Source organism: Pseudomonas sp. B35(2017), from assembly GCF_002113645.1.
Classification (GTDB): Bacteria; Pseudomonadota; Gammaproteobacteria; order Pseudomonadales; family Pseudomonadaceae; genus Aquipseudomonas; species Aquipseudomonas ekonensis.
On sequence record NZ_NEIZ01000008.1, the window covers coordinates 174,589 to 191,207 of the forward strand.

General features: G+C 66.0%; 16 protein-coding genes. 5 read left to right on the forward strand and 11 right to left on the reverse strand.

Translation table 11 applies throughout. The features are described from left to right. Positions 1–212: 212 nt before the first annotated feature. The gene (locus CAG41_RS16280) at positions 213–962 is read right to left on the reverse strand and encodes an ABC transporter substrate-binding protein (RefSeq protein WP_085707195.1); all 750 of its coding nucleotides are present in this window, start codon (positions 960–962) and stop codon (positions 213–215) included. 145 nt (positions 963–1,107) lie between these two features. Here CAG41_RS16280 and dnaX point away from each other — a divergent pair, with 145 nt between their 5' ends. The 4 genes from dnaX to CAG41_RS16300 all read left to right on the forward strand — a co-directional run bounded on the left by dnaX (position 1,108) and on the right by CAG41_RS16300 (position 5,718). Beyond that, the gene (gene dnaX / locus CAG41_RS16285; protein WP_085707196.1) at positions 1,108–3,210 is read left to right on the forward strand and encodes a DNA polymerase III subunit gamma/tau; all 2,103 of its coding nucleotides are present in this window, start codon (positions 1,108–1,110) and stop codon (positions 3,208–3,210) included. A 68-nt stretch (positions 3,211–3,278) separates the two neighbouring features. Then, positions 3,279–3,617 (forward strand): YbaB/EbfC family nucleoid-associated protein, encoded by a 339-nt coding sequence (locus CAG41_RS16290; protein ID WP_085577571.1) that lies wholly within the window; start codon positions 3,279–3,281, stop codon positions 3,615–3,617. A 164-nt stretch (positions 3,618–3,781) separates the two neighbouring features. Continuing rightward, entirely contained in the window at positions 3,782–4,384 is a 603-nt protein-coding gene (gene recR / locus CAG41_RS16295) for a recombination mediator RecR (protein ID WP_085577570.1), read from the forward strand. Between the two features lie 185 nt (positions 4,385–4,569). Then, the gene (locus tag CAG41_RS16300; protein WP_085631373.1) at positions 4,570–5,718 is read left to right on the forward strand and encodes an acyl-CoA dehydrogenase family protein; all 1,149 of its coding nucleotides are present in this window, start codon (positions 4,570–4,572) and stop codon (positions 5,716–5,718) included. 84 nt (positions 5,719–5,802) lie between these two features. Here the strand turns inward: CAG41_RS16300 and CAG41_RS16305 are convergent, their stop codons facing one another. After that, complete coding sequence (locus tag CAG41_RS16305) at positions 5,803–6,351, reverse strand: adenine phosphoribosyltransferase (protein ID WP_085577568.1); 549 nt, start codon at positions 6,349–6,351, stop codon at positions 5,803–5,805. Positions 6,352–6,429: 78 nt separating this feature from the next. Then, positions 6,430–7,164, reverse strand: a complete 735-nt coding sequence (gene fnr / locus CAG41_RS16310; protein ID WP_085577567.1) for a fumarate/nitrate reduction transcriptional regulator Fnr — start codon at positions 7,162–7,164, stop codon at positions 6,430–6,432. A gap of 155 nt (positions 7,165–7,319) precedes the next feature. Between fnr and CAG41_RS16315 the strand changes: the two genes are divergently transcribed. Further along, positions 7,320–7,802, forward strand: a complete 483-nt coding sequence (locus CAG41_RS16315) for a hypothetical protein (protein ID WP_085577566.1) — start codon at positions 7,320–7,322, stop codon at positions 7,800–7,802. On the opposite strand, the gene hemN is transcribed toward CAG41_RS16315, so the two are convergent. From hemN to CAG41_RS16355, 8 genes are all read right to left on the reverse strand, one after another. After that, on the reverse strand, positions 7,799–9,181 hold the full coding sequence (gene hemN / locus CAG41_RS16320; RefSeq protein WP_085577565.1) for an oxygen-independent coproporphyrinogen III oxidase: 1,383 nt from the start codon (positions 9,179–9,181) through the stop codon (positions 7,799–7,801). The genes CAG41_RS16315 and hemN overlap by 4 nt on opposite strands. A 133-nt stretch (positions 9,182–9,314) precedes the next feature. Further along, positions 9,315–9,998: a sulfite exporter TauE/SafE family protein gene (locus CAG41_RS16325; protein ID WP_085631375.1), complete on the reverse strand. Its 684-nt coding sequence runs from the start codon at positions 9,996–9,998 to the stop codon at positions 9,315–9,317. Continuing rightward, on the reverse strand, positions 9,991–10,203 hold the full coding sequence (ccoS, locus tag CAG41_RS16330; RefSeq protein WP_085631377.1) for a cbb3-type cytochrome oxidase assembly protein CcoS: 213 nt from the start codon (positions 10,201–10,203) through the stop codon (positions 9,991–9,993). Before ccoS ends, CAG41_RS16325 begins: the two co-directional genes overlap by 8 nt. A gap of 22 nt (positions 10,204–10,225) precedes the next feature. After that, positions 10,226–12,676, reverse strand: coding sequence for a heavy metal translocating P-type ATPase (locus tag CAG41_RS16335; protein WP_085577562.1), 2,451 nt, complete (start codon positions 12,674–12,676; stop codon positions 10,226–10,228). A gap of 123 nt (positions 12,677–12,799) precedes the next feature. Then, positions 12,800–13,339, reverse strand: a complete 540-nt coding sequence (locus tag CAG41_RS16340; protein ID WP_085577883.1) for a FixH family protein — start codon at positions 13,337–13,339, stop codon at positions 12,800–12,802. An 11-nt stretch (positions 13,340–13,350) separates the two neighbouring features. After that, positions 13,351–14,766, reverse strand: a complete 1,416-nt coding sequence (ccoG, locus tag CAG41_RS16345; RefSeq protein ID WP_085707205.1) for a cytochrome c oxidase accessory protein CcoG — start codon at positions 14,764–14,766, stop codon at positions 13,351–13,353. 686 nt (positions 14,767–15,452) lie between these two features. Further along, complete coding sequence (gene ccoP, locus CAG41_RS16350) at positions 15,453–16,436, reverse strand: cytochrome-c oxidase, cbb3-type subunit III (protein ID WP_085577561.1); 984 nt, start codon at positions 16,434–16,436, stop codon at positions 15,453–15,455. Next, positions 16,433–16,618, reverse strand: coding sequence for a CcoQ/FixQ family Cbb3-type cytochrome c oxidase assembly chaperone (locus tag CAG41_RS16355; protein ID WP_003175465.1), 186 nt, complete (start codon positions 16,616–16,618; stop codon positions 16,433–16,435). The genes ccoP and CAG41_RS16355 overlap by 4 nt, the downstream gene beginning before the upstream one ends. Between the last annotated feature and the right edge of the window lies 1 nt (position 16,619).

Consider the following 16,619-nt stretch of genomic DNA (forward strand, 5'->3'; position numbering starts at 1 on the left):
TGTCGGCCGTGATGGCCCAATCGCTGGCAAGCCAGCTCCCACAGGTTTTTGTGGCGTACCTAGATCCTGCAAACACCCGGGATACCTGCGGGAGTCAGCCTGCTGGCGATGGCGGCGGGGCAGGCACTGGTGATGCCGGATGTGCCGGCCTCATCGCTTGCAGGCAAGCTCCTACAGGTTTTGCGGTGGCCGCTGATCTGGCTTTCATAGGGTCATTTGGAGCTTTCGGGCGTGCCGGTGTAGAGCCGGATGATGTCATCGATCTCCCCCGACATTTTCATCCTCAGCAGCGTGCGCAGGATCCGCTGCGCCGGCACCTGCGGATCGTTCCTCACGTAGCAGCCGACATGCTGCTCCTGCAGCACCGCCACCCCTTGCAGTTGCTGCCCCGGCAGCAGGCGTTGGTTGAACCAGTCCAGGGTCCATTGATTGCTCACGGCGTAGCGGTAGCGCCCGGCGATGAGCTTCTCCAGCACCTGTTCCTGGTTGCGTGCGTCTTCGCGTTGCAGGCGGCCGCTGTCGAACAGCGGTTGCAGGGTGGGGTAGGCGTAACCCAGCACCGTGCCGACGGGTTGGTGCGCAAGGTCAGCGGGGTCGATGCCGGCGGGCGGGCCCTGAAGGCTGATCAGCAGGTCGCGCTGGAACAGCAGCGGCACGCTCCAGAGGTAGTCGCCGGACTGGTTGGGCAGCCAGGACTGCGCGGCATAGCAGCGCACGTCGACCTCGCCGTGCTCCATGGCGTTCTGCACCCGGGTGCGGGGCAGCACATGAAATTGCGCCGGCACGCCGACCTGGGTCGCGAGGCTGAGCATCATGTCGTACAGGATGCCCTGGGTCGGGCGGCCGCGTTCGAACTGCACCATCGGCATCGCCCAGCTGTCGGCGACGACGAAGCGCAGCGGCGCGTCCGACGCCGCCACATTCAGGCTGATCCCCAGCATTGTCCCCAAGGCCCACCGCATAAACGCTCCGGCAATTCCCGATCCCGAACCGATAAACGCCTCTGAGCATGCAGCTTAGCCAGATTAGGCGAGGACACCGGATGCAATTTTGCCCTTGCTCCGCTAGCATTAGCCGCTTCTGCTTCCTTTGCCGCGACGGTTTTCGATGAGTTATCAGGTTCTTGCACGTAAATGGCGTCCGCGCTCGTTCCGCGAAATGGTCGGCCAGACCCATGTGCTCAAGGCTCTGATCAATGCCTTGGACAGCCAGCGGCTGCACCACGCCTACCTGTTCACCGGCACCCGCGGGGTCGGCAAGACCACCATTGCGCGGATCATCGCCAAATGCCTGAACTGTGAGACAGGCATCACTTCCAGCCCCTGCGGCGAGTGTTCGGTGTGCCGCGAGATCGACGAAGGCCGTTTCGTCGACCTGATCGAGATCGACGCCGCGAGCCGCACCAAGGTCGAAGACACCCGCGAGCTGCTCGACAACGTGCAGTACGCCCCGAGCCGCGGACGCTTCAAGGTCTACCTGATCGACGAAGTGCACATGCTCTCCAGCCACTCGTTCAACGCGTTGCTCAAGACGCTCGAAGAGCCGCCGCCCTACGTCAAGTTCATCCTGGCGACCACCGATCCGCAGAAACTTCCGGCAACGATTCTGTCGCGCTGCCTGCAGTTCTCCCTGAAGAACATGACCCCGGAGCGGGTGGTCGAGCACCTGACCCACGTGCTCGGCGCCGAAAACGTGCCGTTCGAGGACGACGCCCTGTGGCTGCTGGGCCGCGCGGCGGACGGCTCGATGCGCGACGCCATGAGCCTGACCGACCAGGCCATCGCGTTCGGTGAAGGCAAGGTGCTGGCCGCCGATGTGCGGGCGATGCTCGGCACCCTGGATCACGGCCAGGTCTACGACGTGCTGCATGCGTTGATCGAAGGCGATGCCAAGGCCTTGCTCGAAGCCGTGCGCCATCTGGCCGAGCAAGGGCCTGACTGGAACGGCGTGCTCTCGGAGATGCTCAACGTGCTGCACCGCGTGGCCATCGCCCAGGCGCTGCCGGACGGCGTCGACAACGGCCACGGCGACCGTGACCGCGTGCTGGCGCTGGCACAGGCGCTGCCTGCCGAAGACGTGCAGTTCTATTACCAGATGGGCCTGATCGGCCGCCGCGACCTGCCGCTGGCGCCGGATCCGCGCGGCGGCTTCGAGATGGTGCTGTTGCGGATGCTGGCCTTCCGGCCCGCCGACGCGACGGACGCCCCGAGGCAAACGCTAAAGCCGGTGGGGATCAGCCAGGCCACAGTTGATTCCGCGAACGCAGTGGCTGCCGCGCCGAAGGCTGCTTCGGTGGCGGCGGTTGCTCCCGATCCTGAGCCGGCCCCCGCGCCGGCGGCCGTTGCGCCGGTGCCCGCACCTGCGCCTGCCCCGGAACCGGCCCCGGAGCCTGTCCAGGCCGCTCCAGCAGCGGAGCCCGAGCCGGAACCCGTCGCCGAGCCCGAGCCGGTCGTCGACCTGCCGTGGAACGATCCGGTGGACGCGGTTCCGGTGCAGCAGCCGGCCGTCGAGCCGGTGCTGGACACCGTCGCCGAGCAGCCGGACCTGCCGCCGGTGCTGTCGCCGACCCCGGACAGCGTGGTGCCGGACGCGCCGGAGTGGGCCTCGGCGGCGATTCCCGAGCCGTCCATGGCCGATGTCGATGCCGCGACCCCCGGCATGGACGCCGACGACGAACCGCCGCTGGACGAGGACTACATCGAGCCGGACATGGATTCGGCCTACAGTTACCTCGATGACCTGGCCAGCGAACACGCCGCCGAACCTGCGCCGGAGCCCGAGCCTGAACCTGCTGCGGCGCCGGCCACCGGCCTGGCCCTGCAATGGCTGGAGCTGTTCCCGAAACTGCCGGTCTCCGGCATGACCGGCAGCATCGCCGCCAACTGCACGCTGATCGCGGTCGACGGCGACCATTGGCTGCTGCACCTGGATCCGGCCCACAGCGCGCTGTTCAACGCCACCCAGCAACGCCGGCTCAACGATGCGCTGAACCAGTACCACGGGCGCACGCTGAGCCTGTCCATCGAGCTGATCAAGCCTGAGCAGGAAACGCCGGCCCAGGCCGCGTCCCGCCGACGCGCCGACCGTCAGCGCGAGGCGGAGGAGTCGATCCACGGCGATCCGTTCATCCAGCAGATGGTGCAGCAGTTCGGCGCGGTCGTGCGGCACGATACTATTGAACCTGTCGATGCCCTGGTCGCCCAGGGCTAACCAATGAAGGCGCCGGGCCGCGAACGCCGGGCGCCGTTTTGATCCAAGTACTTTTTGAGGTGATTCCCATGATGAAAGGTGGCATGGCCGGCCTGATGAAGCAGGCGCAGCAGATGCAGGAAAAAATGGCCAAGATGCAGGAAGAGCTGGCCAACGCCGAAGTCACCGGCAAGGCGGGCGGCGACATGGTGAGCGTGGTCATGACCGGCCGTCACGACCTCAAGCGCGTCAGCATCGACCCGAGCCTGCTGCCGGGCCTGGACGATGACGACCGCGAAGTGATCGAAGACCTGGTGGCCGCCGCCGTCAACGACGCCGTGCGCAAGATCGAAGCCAACAGCCAGGAGAAAATGGGCAGCATGACCGCCGGCATGCAACTGCCGCCGGGCATGAAACTGCCGTTCTGATCGGCTTCGCGCATCGCACGCAACACGAAAATGCCAGGCGTTTGCCTGGCATTTTTGCAGGTGCCGCCTTCAAGAGGCGTCCCGGGCCCGTAGGGCCGGACAATTGACGCTGTCCGGAGGCGCGGGTATAAACCGCGTCTCGTTGTTTTGTCGGACTTTTCCCCATGAGCTTCAGCCCTTTGATTCGCCAACTGATCGACGCCCTGCGAACCTTGCCGGGAGTGGGTCAGAAAACTGCCCAGCGCATGGCGTTGCAGTTGCTCGAACGCGACCGCAGCGGCGGTACGCGTCTGGCCCAGGCGCTGAGCCAGGCCATGGAGGGGGTCGGGCATTGCCGCCAGTGCCGCACGCTGACCGAAGACGACCTGTGCCCGCAATGCGCTGATCCGCGCCGCGACGACACGCTGCTGTGCGTGGTGGAAGGGCCGATGGATGTCTACGCGGTCGAGCAGACCGGGTTCCGCGGGCGCTACTTCGTGCTCAAGGGGCACCTGTCGCCGCTGGACGGCCTGGGTCCTGAGGCCATCGGCATTCCCCAGCTGATGGCGCGCATCGAAGAGGCGGGCACCTTCACCGAAGTCATTCTCGCCACCAACCCGACGGTGGAAGGCGAGGCCACGGCGCACTACATCGCCCAACTGCTGCACAACAAAGGCCTGGTCGCCTCGCGCATCGCCCATGGCGTACCGCTGGGCGGCGAGCTGGAGCTGGTGGACGGCGGGACGCTGGCCCACTCGTTCGCCGGGCGCAAGCCGATTTCCCTCTGAAGGTCGGCTGCCGGTTTCGGCCCCATCGCCAGCAGGCTGGCTCCCACACTATTTCAATGTGGGAGCCAGCCTGCTGGCGATAGAATCCCCTCGATCCCCTCGATCCCCCTGATACCCACACAATCCTGTTGAAAACCAAGCAAGCGCTCGGTTAACGTCGGCGAACCTTTCCGTGGAGTTCGCCGATGCCCGCCTTCCAGGAATACTTCGACCCCAGCCACCAGATGATCCGCGACAGCGTCAGACGTTTCGTCGAGCGCGAGATCCTGCCTGACATCGATGCGTGGGAAGAAGCCGAAAGCTTCCCCCGTGAGCTGTACCTGAAGGCCGGCGCCGCCGGCATCCTCGGCATCGGCTATCCAGAGGCGCTGGGCGGCAGCCACGAAGGCGACCTGTTCGCCAAGGTCGCCGCCAGCGAAGAATTGATGCGCTGCGGCTCCGGCGGCCTGGTGGCGGGCCTCGGCTCGCTGGACATCGGTTTGCCGCCGATCCTCAAGTGGGCCAGGCCCCACGTGCGTGACCGCGTGGTGCCGGCGGTGCTGCGCGGCGAGAAAATCTGTGCCTTGGCCGTCACCGAGCCCGGCGGCGGATCCGACGTCGCCAACCTGCAGACCCGTGCCGTGCGCGACGGGGACGTCTACCGGGTCAGCGGCAGCAAGACCTTCATCACCAGCGGCGTGCGCGCGGACGTCTACACCGTCGCGGTGCGCACCGGCGCGCCCGGGTTCGGCGGCATCAGCCTGCTGATGATCGAGAAGGGCACGCCGGGGTTCACCGTGGGCCGGCAACTGAAGAAGATGGGCTGGTGGGCGTCGGATACGGCCGAGTTGTTCTTCGACGATTGCCCCGTGCCGGCGGGCAACCTGATCGGGGCCGAAAACATGGGCTTCGCCTGCATCATGGGCAACTTCCAGAGCGAGCGCCTGGCCCTGGCGCTGATGGCCAACATGACCTCGCAGATGGCCCTGGAGGACAGCCTGGCCTGGGCCCGGGAGCGTGAGGCGTTCGGCAAGCCCATCGGCAAGTTCCAGGTGATCCGGCACAAGCTGGCCGAAATGGCCACGGCGCTGGAGGTGTCGCGGGAGTTCACTTACCGGCAGGCGGCGAAGATGGCGGCGGGGCAGAGCGTGATCAAGGAGATCTCCATGGCCAAGAACTTCGCCACGGACACCTCGGAGCGCATCACCACCGAAGCCGTGCAGATCCTCGGCGGCCTGGGCTACATGCGCGAGAGCCGGGTGGAGCGGCTGTACCGGGACAACCGGATCCTGTCCATCGGCGGCGGGACGCGGGAAGTGATGAACGAGATCATCGGCAAGCAGATGGGGCTTTGAGGCTGCGGTGCTGCAACAAGGGGGGAACACGATCCCCCCCTGTGGGAGCCAGCCTGCTGGCGCTGACGGCCGAAAAGGCGCCGCTTACTTGTCGGTCAGGGCGAACCGGGTCAGGCAGAACGTAGGAATCCCCATGTCCTGCAGACGCTGGGAACCGCCCAGTTCCGGCAGGTCGATGATCGCGGCCGCCTCGTGCACCCGGGCGCCCATGCGGCGGATCAGGTTGGCGGCTGCGATCAGGGTGCCGCCGGTGGCGATCAGGTCATCGAACATCACCACCGAATCGCCTTCGCACAGGCTGTCGGCATGCACTTCCAGGAAGGCTTCGCCGTACTCGGTCGCGTAACCCTCGGCCAGCACGTCGGCCGGCAGCTTGCCCTGTTTGCGGAACAGCACCAGCGGCTTGTTCAGCTGGTAGGCCAGCACCGAACCGATCAGGAACCCGCGCGCGTCCATTGCCCCGATGTGGGTGAAGTCGGCTTCCACGTAGCGGTGGGCGAAACTGTCCATCACCTGGCGCAGGGCGGTCGGGGACTGGAACAGCGGGGTGATGTCGCGAAAGATCACGCCCGGTTTCGGAAAGTCGATCACAGGGCGGATCAGGGATTTGATGTCGAAGGAATCGAAGGGCATCGTCGAGGTGTCCTGGCAGGGCTGCAAACGGCGCAGTATACCCGCGGCTGAAACGGTTCGCTCGGCCGCGGGTCGAGATCAGCCTTCGATGGAGCCGCCGGCCAGCGCGCACAGCTGGATCGGGTCGAGGATGTGGATTTCCTTGCCTTCGGCGGCGATCAGCTCGTTCTGCTGGAAGCGGGTGAAGACCCGGGACACGGTTTCCACCGCCAGGCCCAGGTAGTTGCCGATCTCGTTGCGCGACATGCTCAGGCGGAACTGGTTGGCCGAGAAGCCGCGGGCGCGGAAGCGGGCGGACAGGTTGACCAGGAACGTGGCGATGCGCTCGTCGGCGGTCTTCTTCGACAGCAGCAGCATCATCTGCTGGTCGTCGCGGATCTCGCGGCTCATCACCCGCATCAGTTGGCGGCGCAGCTGCGGCAGTTGCAGGGCCAGTTCGTCGAGGCGCTCGAACGGGATCTCGCAGACCGACGTGGTCTCCAGGGCCTGGGCGGACACCGGGTGCTTCTCGGTGTCCATGCCGGACAGGCCGACCAGTTCGCTGGGCAGATGGAAGCCGGTCAGTTGCTCCTCGCCGGTGTCGCTCAGGCTGAAGGTCTTGAGGGCGCCGGAGCGTACTGCAAAGACGGAATCGAACACGTCGCCCTGGCGGAACAGGAACTCGCCCTTTTTCAGCGGACGGCCGCGTTTGACGATTTCGTCCAGCGCATCCATGTCTTCCAGATTCAGAGAAAGTGGCAGGCAGAGAGGGGCCAGGCTGCAGTCCTTGCAATGGGCCTGGTTGTGAGCGCGCAGTTTAACTGGCTCGGACATTTCTTTGATCCTTGTGGGAAAACACACATAAGGCGTAAGGGTAACTCAGCACAGGACATTCAGGCCAGTCTGTGGCGAGACGGCCCCAGGGATGTAAAGCCCACGGGGCTGTGGCCGATAACCTGCTATCAGAAGGCATGCAAGGAACCGTTCCGATGGCCGCCATTGGCACGTTGAACCCCGGCAGCAGCGGTGTTGTGCCGTTGCCGGAAGGTGTTAGAGACTCCGCCGGCGCCGAGCCGGAAACCGTATCGGCGCTGTCGGCAACCCCGACCTTGGTCGAGAGCGTCAAAGTGTCGCTGTCCGGCGAGGCCTTGGAGAAGTCCGCCGGTTTCGGCGGCGACAACCATGACATCGAAGGCAGCGACTTGCCGGAGAACGTCCAGCAGTTGCTCAAGATGATCCGCAAGTTTCGGCAGCAGATCACCGAGAAGAACGCGCGCATCAACGCCGTGATGGCCGACAAGACCCTCTCCAACGAAGAGCGGACGGCCAAGATCGCCGCACTCAAGAGCGCCATCTCCGCCCTCAACACTGGCCTGATCACGGCCAACCTGTCCCTCGCCAAGGTTGTGGATCAATCGGGCCTGACCTCGGAGCAGAACATGAAGACCGCCTCGCTGCTGACGAAGGACTAGATCACCCGGGAAAAGCGCTGGCGGTTCTGCTGCTCAAGGTAGGCGTCGAACACCATGCACACCGAGCGCACCAGCAAGCGTCCTGCAGGCAGTACGTTGATCCGTTCGCTGTCCAACTCGATCAGGCCGTCCCGGGCCATGTCCTGCAGTTGCGGCCAGAGCGCGCCGAAGTAGCCTTGGAAGTCGATGTTGAAGGCGCGTTCGATGTCGGCGAAGTCCAGGCTGAAATTGCAGATCAACTGCTGGATCACCGCCCGGCGCAGGCGGTCGTCGGCGTTGCAGACCAGGCCGCGGCTGGTGGCCAGCTGGGCCCCGGCCAGGGTGTTCTGGTACTGGTTCAGGTCGCTGCTGTTCTGGCAGTACAGATCGCCCACCTGGCTGATCGCCGACACGCCAAGGCCGATCAGGTCGCAATGGCCGTGGGTGGTGTAGCCCTGAAAGTTGCGTTGCAGGGTCGACTCTTCCTGGGCCACCGCCAGTTCGTCGTCGGGCAGGGCGAAATGGTCCATGCCGATGTAGCGGTAACCGGCGGCGGTCAGTTGCTCGATGCTGCGTTGCAGCATCTCCAGCTTCTGCGCCGGGCTCGGCAGCTCGTTGCCGTTGATCCGCCGCTGCGGCATGAAGCGTTCCGGCAGGTGCGCGTAGTTGAACACCGAGAGCCGGTCCGGTTGCAGGTGGATGACTTCCTCGACGGTGCGGGCGAAGTTGTCCGGGGTCTGCTTCGGCAGGCCGTAGATCAGGTCGATGTTGATCGAGCGAAATTGCAGGGTGCGTGCCGCATCGATCACCGCACGGGTTTCCTCCAGGCTCTGCAGGCGGTTGACCGCCCGCTGCACGGCGGGGTCGAGGTCCTGCAACCCGATGCTGACCCGGTTGAAGCCCAGTTCGCGCAGAAGGCCCATGGTCGACCAGTCGGCTTCGCGGGGATCGATCTCGATGCCGTAGTCGCCGGAATCGTCGTCCAGCAGGTTGAAGTGCTTGCGCAGGTGCGCCATCAGTTGGCGCAGCTCGTCATGGCTGAGGAAGGTCGGGGTGCCGCCGCCGAAGTGCAGCTGCTCGACCTTCTGCGCAGGATCCAGGTGGCAGGCGATCAGCTGGATTTCCTGCTCCAGGCGTTGCAGGTAGGGCAGCGCGCGGCCGCGGTCCTTGGTGATGACTTTGTTGCAGGCGCAGTAGTAGCAGATGTTCGCGCAGAACGGCACGTGCACATACAGCGACAACGGGCGCAGGGCCTTGCGGCTGTCGCGCAGGGCGTGGAACAGGTCGAAGGTGCCGACCTGGCTGTTGAATTGCACGGCCGTCGGGTACGAGGTGTAGCGCGGCCCCGCCAGGTCGTAGCGGCGGATCAAATCGGTGTCCCAACGAATGGCGTCGAGCATGCGGGCATTCCCCCGGATAGGCTGGCAGTGTCGGCGAGTCTAGGGGAGACGGCGAGGGGGCATCTTGATTTGCATCAAGGCCGGTCGGCGGGCCGGCCTGGAACCTGTGGCGAGGGGGCAAGCCCCTTGCCACTCAGTGGCCCATCAGCCAATGCTGATGCGGTCCGGGCAGGGTCCACAGGCCGAACAGCAGCACCAGCACACCGCCCGCCACACGTACGCTGCGCTGGCGCAGCAGCGCCGTGACCCGCTCGGCGGCCAGCCCGGTGGCCAGCAGCACGGGCCAGGTGCCGAGCCCGAAGGCGAGCATCAGCAGCGCGCTGTCCAGCGCATTGCCTTGGCTAGCCGACCACAGCAGGGTGCTGTAGACCAGCCCGCAGGGCAGCCAGCCCCACAGCGCCCCGAGCAGCAGGGCGCGGGGCAGGCTCGACACCGGCAGCAACCGGTTGGCCACAGGCTGGATATGGCGCCACAGCCCGCGGCCGAGGCTTTCGATGCGGGTCAGGCCGCTCCACCACCCGGCCAGGTACAGCCCCATGGCGATCAGCAGCAGCCCGGCCAGCACCCGCATGAACAGCGCGGCGGGGCTGTTGGCCACGGCCCAGCCCGCGAGGCCGATCAGCAGGCCGGCGGCGGCGTAGCTCAGGATGCGCCCCAGGTTATAGGCCAGCAGCAGGCGAAAGCGCCGGCTGCGTTGTTCCTTGGGGATCGCCAGGGTCAAGGCGCCCATCAGGCCGCCGCACATCCCCAGGCAATGCCCGCCGCCCAACAGGCCGAGGATCAGCGCAGACACCAGCAGCGGCGCAAGCTCAAGCATGGGGCGGCGCCTTGTCGTCCGGCGGGGTCGCCTTGGCTTCGTCCACCGCGGCGGTGTGGTTCGGGTCCTGGTCGTCGAACAGGATGCTGTGGGCCGGGCCGTCGAGGTCGTCGTACTGGCCGCTGTCCACCGCCCAGAAGAAGATGTACACGGCGATGGCCACGATCAGCAGCGCGGCCGGGATCATTACGTAAAGAGCTGGCATCTGTACTCCATGCCCGCGCGGCTCAGGCCGGCAGCGGGCGGGTTTCTGACGTGGCGTGGACGGCCGGCGCGCCCGGCAGGCGGGTCAGGCGCAGGGCGTTGAGCACCACGGTCAGCGAACTGATCGACATGCCGACCGCCGCCCACACCGGGGTGATCCAGCCGAGGGCGGCGAACGGCAACATGAGGCCATTGTACAGCGCGGCCCACAGCAGGTTCTCGATGATCACCCGGCGTGTGCGGCGGGCCAGGGTGAAGGCCTGCACCAAGGCGTCCAGACGGTTGGAGAGCAGCACCGCGTCGGCGCTGGTCTTGGCCAAGTCCGTGGCCGAGCCCATGGCCACGCTGATGTCGGCGGCGGCCAGCACCGGCACGTCGTTGACCCCGTCGCCGAGCATCAGCACCTTGCGGCCTTCCTTGTGCAACTGCTGCAGCACCTGCAGCTTGTCGTCCGGGCGCAGGCCGCCGCGGGCCTCGTCGATGCCCAGCTCGGCGGCGACGCCGGCGACCATCGGCGAACTGTCGCCGGACAGCAGCAGCGTGCGCCAGCCCCGCGCCTTGCACGCGGCCAGCAAGGCCGGCGCATCGGCGCGCAGGCGGTCGTCGAGGACAAACCAGGCCAGCGGGCCTTGGGTGTCGCCCAGCAGCAGCCATTGGCCGGGCTCGTCCGGCATCGGCGGCACGCCGGCGCCGCTCAGGCCGCAGACGAAACCGGCCTGGCCGATCCGCAGCCGCTGTTCGCCGACCCGGCCTTCAAGGCCCAGCCCCGGCAGGCTGTGGACTTCCTCGGCGGCCAGCGGGGCGCGGCCGAAGGCCCGGGCGATCGGGTGTTCCGAGCGGTTCTCCAGGGCAGCGGCGAGGCTCAGGCAACGGTCGCCGTCCAGCGCGCCGAGAGGACGCACCGCGCGCAGCATCAGGCGTCCCTCGGTGAGGGTGCCGGTCTTGTCGAAGATCACCGTGTCGATCTGGTTGAGGCCTTCGAGCACATGGCCGCGGGTCAGCAGCAGGCCGAGCTTGTGCAGGGTGCCGGTGGCGGCGGTGAGCGCGGTCGGCGTGGCCAGGGACAGCGCGCAGGGGCAGGTGGCGACGAGCATCGCCAGCACGATCCAGAAGGCCCGCGACGCGTCCAGTTCCCACCACAGCAAGCCGATGGCGGCTGCGGCGATCAACGACAGCAGCAGGAACCATTGGGCGGCGCGGTCGGCGATTTCCGCCAGCCGGGGCTTTTCGGCCTGGGCGCGGTCGAGCAGGCGGACGATGGCCGACAGCCGGGTGTCCTGGCCCAGGGCCTGCACCTGCACGGTCAGCGCGCCTTCGACATTGAGGGTGCCGGCGGTGACCGCGTCGCCCACGCTGCGCGCCTGCGGCAGGTATTCGCCGGTCAGCAGCGACTCGTCGACGCTGGAGCGGCCGTCCAGGATCCTGCCGTCCGCCGGCAGGACTGCGCCGGGCGGCACCAGCACATGGTCGCCCAGGCACAGTTCGCTGAGCAGGATGCGCTCGCTCTGCCCGGCGGCGTCGAGCCGCAGGCACGAGGCCGGCAGCAGGTTCACCAGCTGCGCGGTGGCGGCGGCGGTGCGTTCCCGGGCGCGGCGCTCCAGGTAGCGTCCGGCGAGCAGGAACAGGGCGAACATGCCCACCGCATCGAAATACAGTTCGCCGACCCCGGTGATCGAGGTCCAGATCCCGGCGACGTAGGCCGCGCCGATGGCCAGCGACACCGAGACGTCCATGGTCAGGTGGCGGGTGCGCAGGTCGCGCATGGCGCCCTTGAAGAACGGCGCGCAGCTGTAGAACACGATGGGCGTGGTGAGGAACAGCGCGACCCAGCGCAGGATGGTGTGCAGTTCGGGGCTGAGGTCGATGTTGAACTCCGGCCAGGTGGCCATCGTCGCCATCATCGCCTGGAACCACAGCAGGCCGGCGACGCCGAGCTGACGCAGGGCCCGGCGGTTTTCGCCGGCCAACTGCTCGCTGGCGCGATCGGGCTGGTACGGGTGCGCGGCGTAACCGATCTGGCGCAGTTCGGCGAGGATCCGGCTCAGCGGCAGTTGCGCATCGGCCCAGCGAACATGCAGGCGATGGTTGGACAGGTTCAGGCGTGCCTCGGCCACGGCCGGCAGCGTGCGCAGGTGTTTCTCGATCAGCCAGCCGCAGGCGGCGCAACTGATGCCTTCCATCAGCAGCGTGGTTTCGGCCAGCTCGCCTTCGTGGCGCACGAACGGTTGCTGCACGTCGGCGCGGTCGTACAGCGCCAGTTCGTCCACCAGTTGCACCGGCAGCGCTTCGGGGTTGGCCGAGGCTTCGCTGCGGTGCCGGTAGTAGCTGTCCAGGCCGCCGGCGACGATGGCTTCGGCCACGGCCTGGCAGCCGGGGCAGCAGAACTCGCGGGGCTCCCCGAGCACGACGGCGGTGAAGCGGCTGCCGGGCGGGACGGGCAGGGCGCAGTGGTAGCAGGGGAGTGGGGTGGTCATCAGGTGGAGTCTTTCATGTCCGGGAGGGCCTCATCGCGAGCAGGCCCGCTCCCACAGGTTCTGTGAACGCCGCAGATCCGGTGTGGGAGCGGGGCTGCCCGCGAATGCACTTCGTGCAGCCTTTTACTTGTCCAGGTCTTCCGCGCCTTGCAGCGGCTCGTCGCCCAGCAGCAGGTCCTTGTCGTGGCTGACCAGCTCTTCTTCGAACATGCGCCAGACGTGGTCGTCCTGGCTGCCGAGCAGTTCGACGAACCGGCGTCCTTCGATCTTGTCCGCCAGTTGGCCGATGTAGCGGCCGTTCTCGGCCTCGCTGCGGGTCAGGACGATCTTGCGGTCCTTTTCCGGTTGGGTCGGCGAGATCAGGTTCAGCTCCAGGGTCTTGGGTTGGCTGTTGCCGCTCAGGCGCAGGTCGACCTCGCCGGTGACGCCGTCCAGGTGCACGCTGGCGCGCAGGTTCAGGGTCTGGGCCAGCAGTTCGCGGTCCAGCGAACGGTTGATGCCTTTGCCGGCCTCGTAGTAGTTGTCGTTGACCAGGTTGTCCGGGTGATTCACCGCAATGGTCACCATGGACAGGGTCAGGGTCACCGAGCAGGCCAGGATCCCGATGATGATCCAGGGCCAGAGGTGCTTGTACCATGGGTTTGCGGCAGTGGCTGCGGGCATGTTCACTTCTCTCAACGGTTTTGTGGGCCGATGAATCGGCTCTTGGCTTCAACGTGGACGCTGTCGTCATCGGCGTCCTTGAGGATGAATTTCACCTCGTTGGTGCTCGACGGCAGTTGCTCCGGTGCGCTCGACAGCTCGACCGGCATGCTGAAGATTTCGCCGGCAGGCACCTTGATCTCGCGCTTGCCCTGCAGGCGCAGATCCGGTAAGCCGGCCGCCTCCAGCACGTAGGTGTGGTCGCGCTGGTCCTTGTTCATGATCTTCAGGCTGTAGACGTTCTCGATCCGGCCTTCGGCGTTCTCGCGGTACAGCACGCGGTCCTTGCTGACGTCGAACCCGACCAGCGAGCGCATCAAGAACGCGGTCACCAGCAGGCTGATCATGGCCAGCAGCACCACGGCGTAGCCGATCAGGCGCGGACGCAGCTTGTGGGTCTTCTGTCCGGACAGGTTGTGCTCGGTGGTGTAGCTGATCAGGCCGCGCGGATAGTCCATCTTGTCCATGATGCTGTCGCAGGCGTCGATGCACGCGGCGCAGCCGATGCATTCGATCTGCAGGCCGTCGCGGATGTCGATGCCGGTCGGGCAGACCTGGACGCACATGGTGCAGTCGATGCAGTCGCCCAGGCCCTGGGCCTTGTAGTCCGTGCCTTTCTTGCGCGGGCCGCGGGTTTCGCCCCGGCGCGGGTCGTAGGAGACGATCAGGGTGTCCTTGTCGAACATCACGCTCTGGAAGCGGGCGTACGGGCACATGTAGATGCACACCTGCTCGCGCAGCCAGCCGGCGTTGCCGTAGGTGGCGAGGGTGAAGAACCCCACCCAGAAGTACGACCAGCCGTCGGCCTGGCCGGTGAAGAACTCGAACACCAGTTCGCGGATCGGCGAGAAGTAGCCGACGAAGGTCATGCCGGTGACGAAGCCGATCAGCAGCCACAGCGAATGCTTGGCGAACTTGCGCAGGAACTTGTTGGCGCTCATGGGCGCCTTGTCCAGTTTGATGCGCTGGTTGCGGTCGCCTTCGGTGACCTTCTCGCACCACATGAAGATCCACGTCCACACGCTTTGCGGGCAGGTGTAGCCGCACCAGACGCGGCCGGCGTACACGGTGATGAAGAACAGGCCGAACGCGGCGATGATCAGCATGCCCGACAGCAGGATGAAGTCCTGGGGCCAGAAGGTCGCGCCGAAGATGAAGAACTTGCGCTCCGGCAGGTTCCACCACACGGCCTGATGGCCGCCCCAGTCGAGCCAGACCGTGCCGAAGTACAGCAGGAACAGCACGGTGCCGCCCATCATCCGCAGGTTGCGGAACAGGCCGGTGAAGGCGCGGGTGTAGATCTTTTCTCGTGAGGCGTAAAGGTCGACGCTGGTGCTTGCGTTCTTGTTGGGGGGCGTGACGTCGTGTACCGGAATCTGGTTGCTCATCATTGCATCCCACGGCAGTGGAAAAATGCCTCGGTCGATGCGTGCCGACCGGGGTCAGAAAGGGGTGTTGCAGTGGCGCAATGATACGCCTGTCGCTCTGGCTCAAGGGTGCGACCTTTGGTCGCGTTGGGGAAAAATCTTGAATGGTGTAGCGAATGCAGCAAAGCATGATGCAGGTCAATTGACTATAGACGATTACGTCTGTCGACCTGGCGGTTGCCGGTGGAGCGCAGCACAGGTGCCGCGCTCCGTTGATCCCTGGAGTGATCAAGGAAGGTGACCGCCTCCCAGGCTGTCGAGCCCGCTGTTGCGGGGTTTCTTGCGGGGAGGCTTTCGGGGTTCGTCACTGTGTGCCCGGAAGGAAAGGGCGCCGAACTCCACCTTCGCCTCGATCAGGGGCGCAGGCCCTGGGTTCGGGATGTCGGTGTCTGCCATTGAGGGTGTCTTGCGTCGGGTCATCGAGTTGCTTCCTTGCAGCTTGATTGGTGGGTGTCGAATGTGGGTGCCGGCCCGCCATACGGGGACGGAAACTATCGTCTTAGCCGGTTCGGGCCCAATCAATTTGGGTTGCGAAATGTAAGGGGATTGCAGGCTGGCGAGCGCGCCACCCAGCGGTGACGGCCGCCTGGAACGAAAAAGCCCCGCCAGGGATCTGGCGGGGCTTTTTGTTGCAGCATGCGTCGGGATTACTCGGCCTGAGTTTCCGGCGCCTTTTCACCGTGGGAGAGGCTGTAGACGTAGGCGGCCAGCAGGTGCACCTTGTCGTTGCCTTGCAGCTGTTCCTGGGCAGGCATCTGGCCCTGGCGGCCGTAGCGGATGGTCTGCTGCAGCTGGGCGAAGCTCGAACCGTAGATGAACGCAGCCGGGTGGGTCAGGTTGGGCGCGCCCATGGCAGGGGTGCCTTTGCCTTCCGGACCGTGGCAGGCCACGCAGTTGGCGGCGAACAGCTTCTGGCCGTTGGCCGGGTCGGCCTTGGTGCCTTCAGGCAGCTTGCGCCCGTCGAGGTTGGTCAGCACGAACGCGGCCACGTCGGCCACGCCTTGCTCGCCGATCACGTCGGCCCAGGCCGGCATCACCGCGTGGCGACCGCCCATGATGGTGGTCTTGATGGTTTCCGGCTCGCCGCCCCAGCGCCAGTCGGCGTCGGTCAGGTTCGGGAAGCCGTAGGCGCCCTTGGCGTCGGAGCCGTGGCAGACCGAGCAGTTGGAGGCGAACAGGCGGCCGCCCATCTTCAGGGCCTGGGGATCCTTGGCCACTTCTTCGATCGGCATGGCGGCGAACTTGGCGAAGATCGGACCGAACTTGGCGTCCGAACGGGCCATTTCCTTCTCCCATTCGTGCACGCCGGTCCAGCCGGTCTGGCCGTTGGCGAACGCGGTCTGCTTCTCGGTGTCGAGGTAGTTGTAGCCCGGCAGCAGGCCTTTCCAGTTGCCCAGGCCCGGGTACAGCACCAGGTAGCCCAGGGCGAAGACGATGGTGCCCACGAACAGCATGAACCACCATTTGGGCAGGGGGTTGTCGTACTCTTCGATCCCGTCGAAAGAGTGGCCGACGGTCTCGTCGGTCTGCTCGGCGCGCTGGCCCTTGCGGGTCGACAGCAACAGCCAGGTCAGGGAAAAGATCGTACCGAGACTGAGGACTGTGACGTACAGACTCCAGAATGTAGTCATTCTTTGTTACTCCTAGAAGCTTGCTCGACGTGCTTGATGGCTTCGGGATCATCCGCAAAAGGCAGCAAGGTCGCGTCTTCGAACTCTGACTTGCGCTTGGGGCTGAACACCCACAGCGCCAGACCGATGAAAGCCACCATTACGACAACGGTGCCCAGGCCGCGAATCATCCCGATATCCATG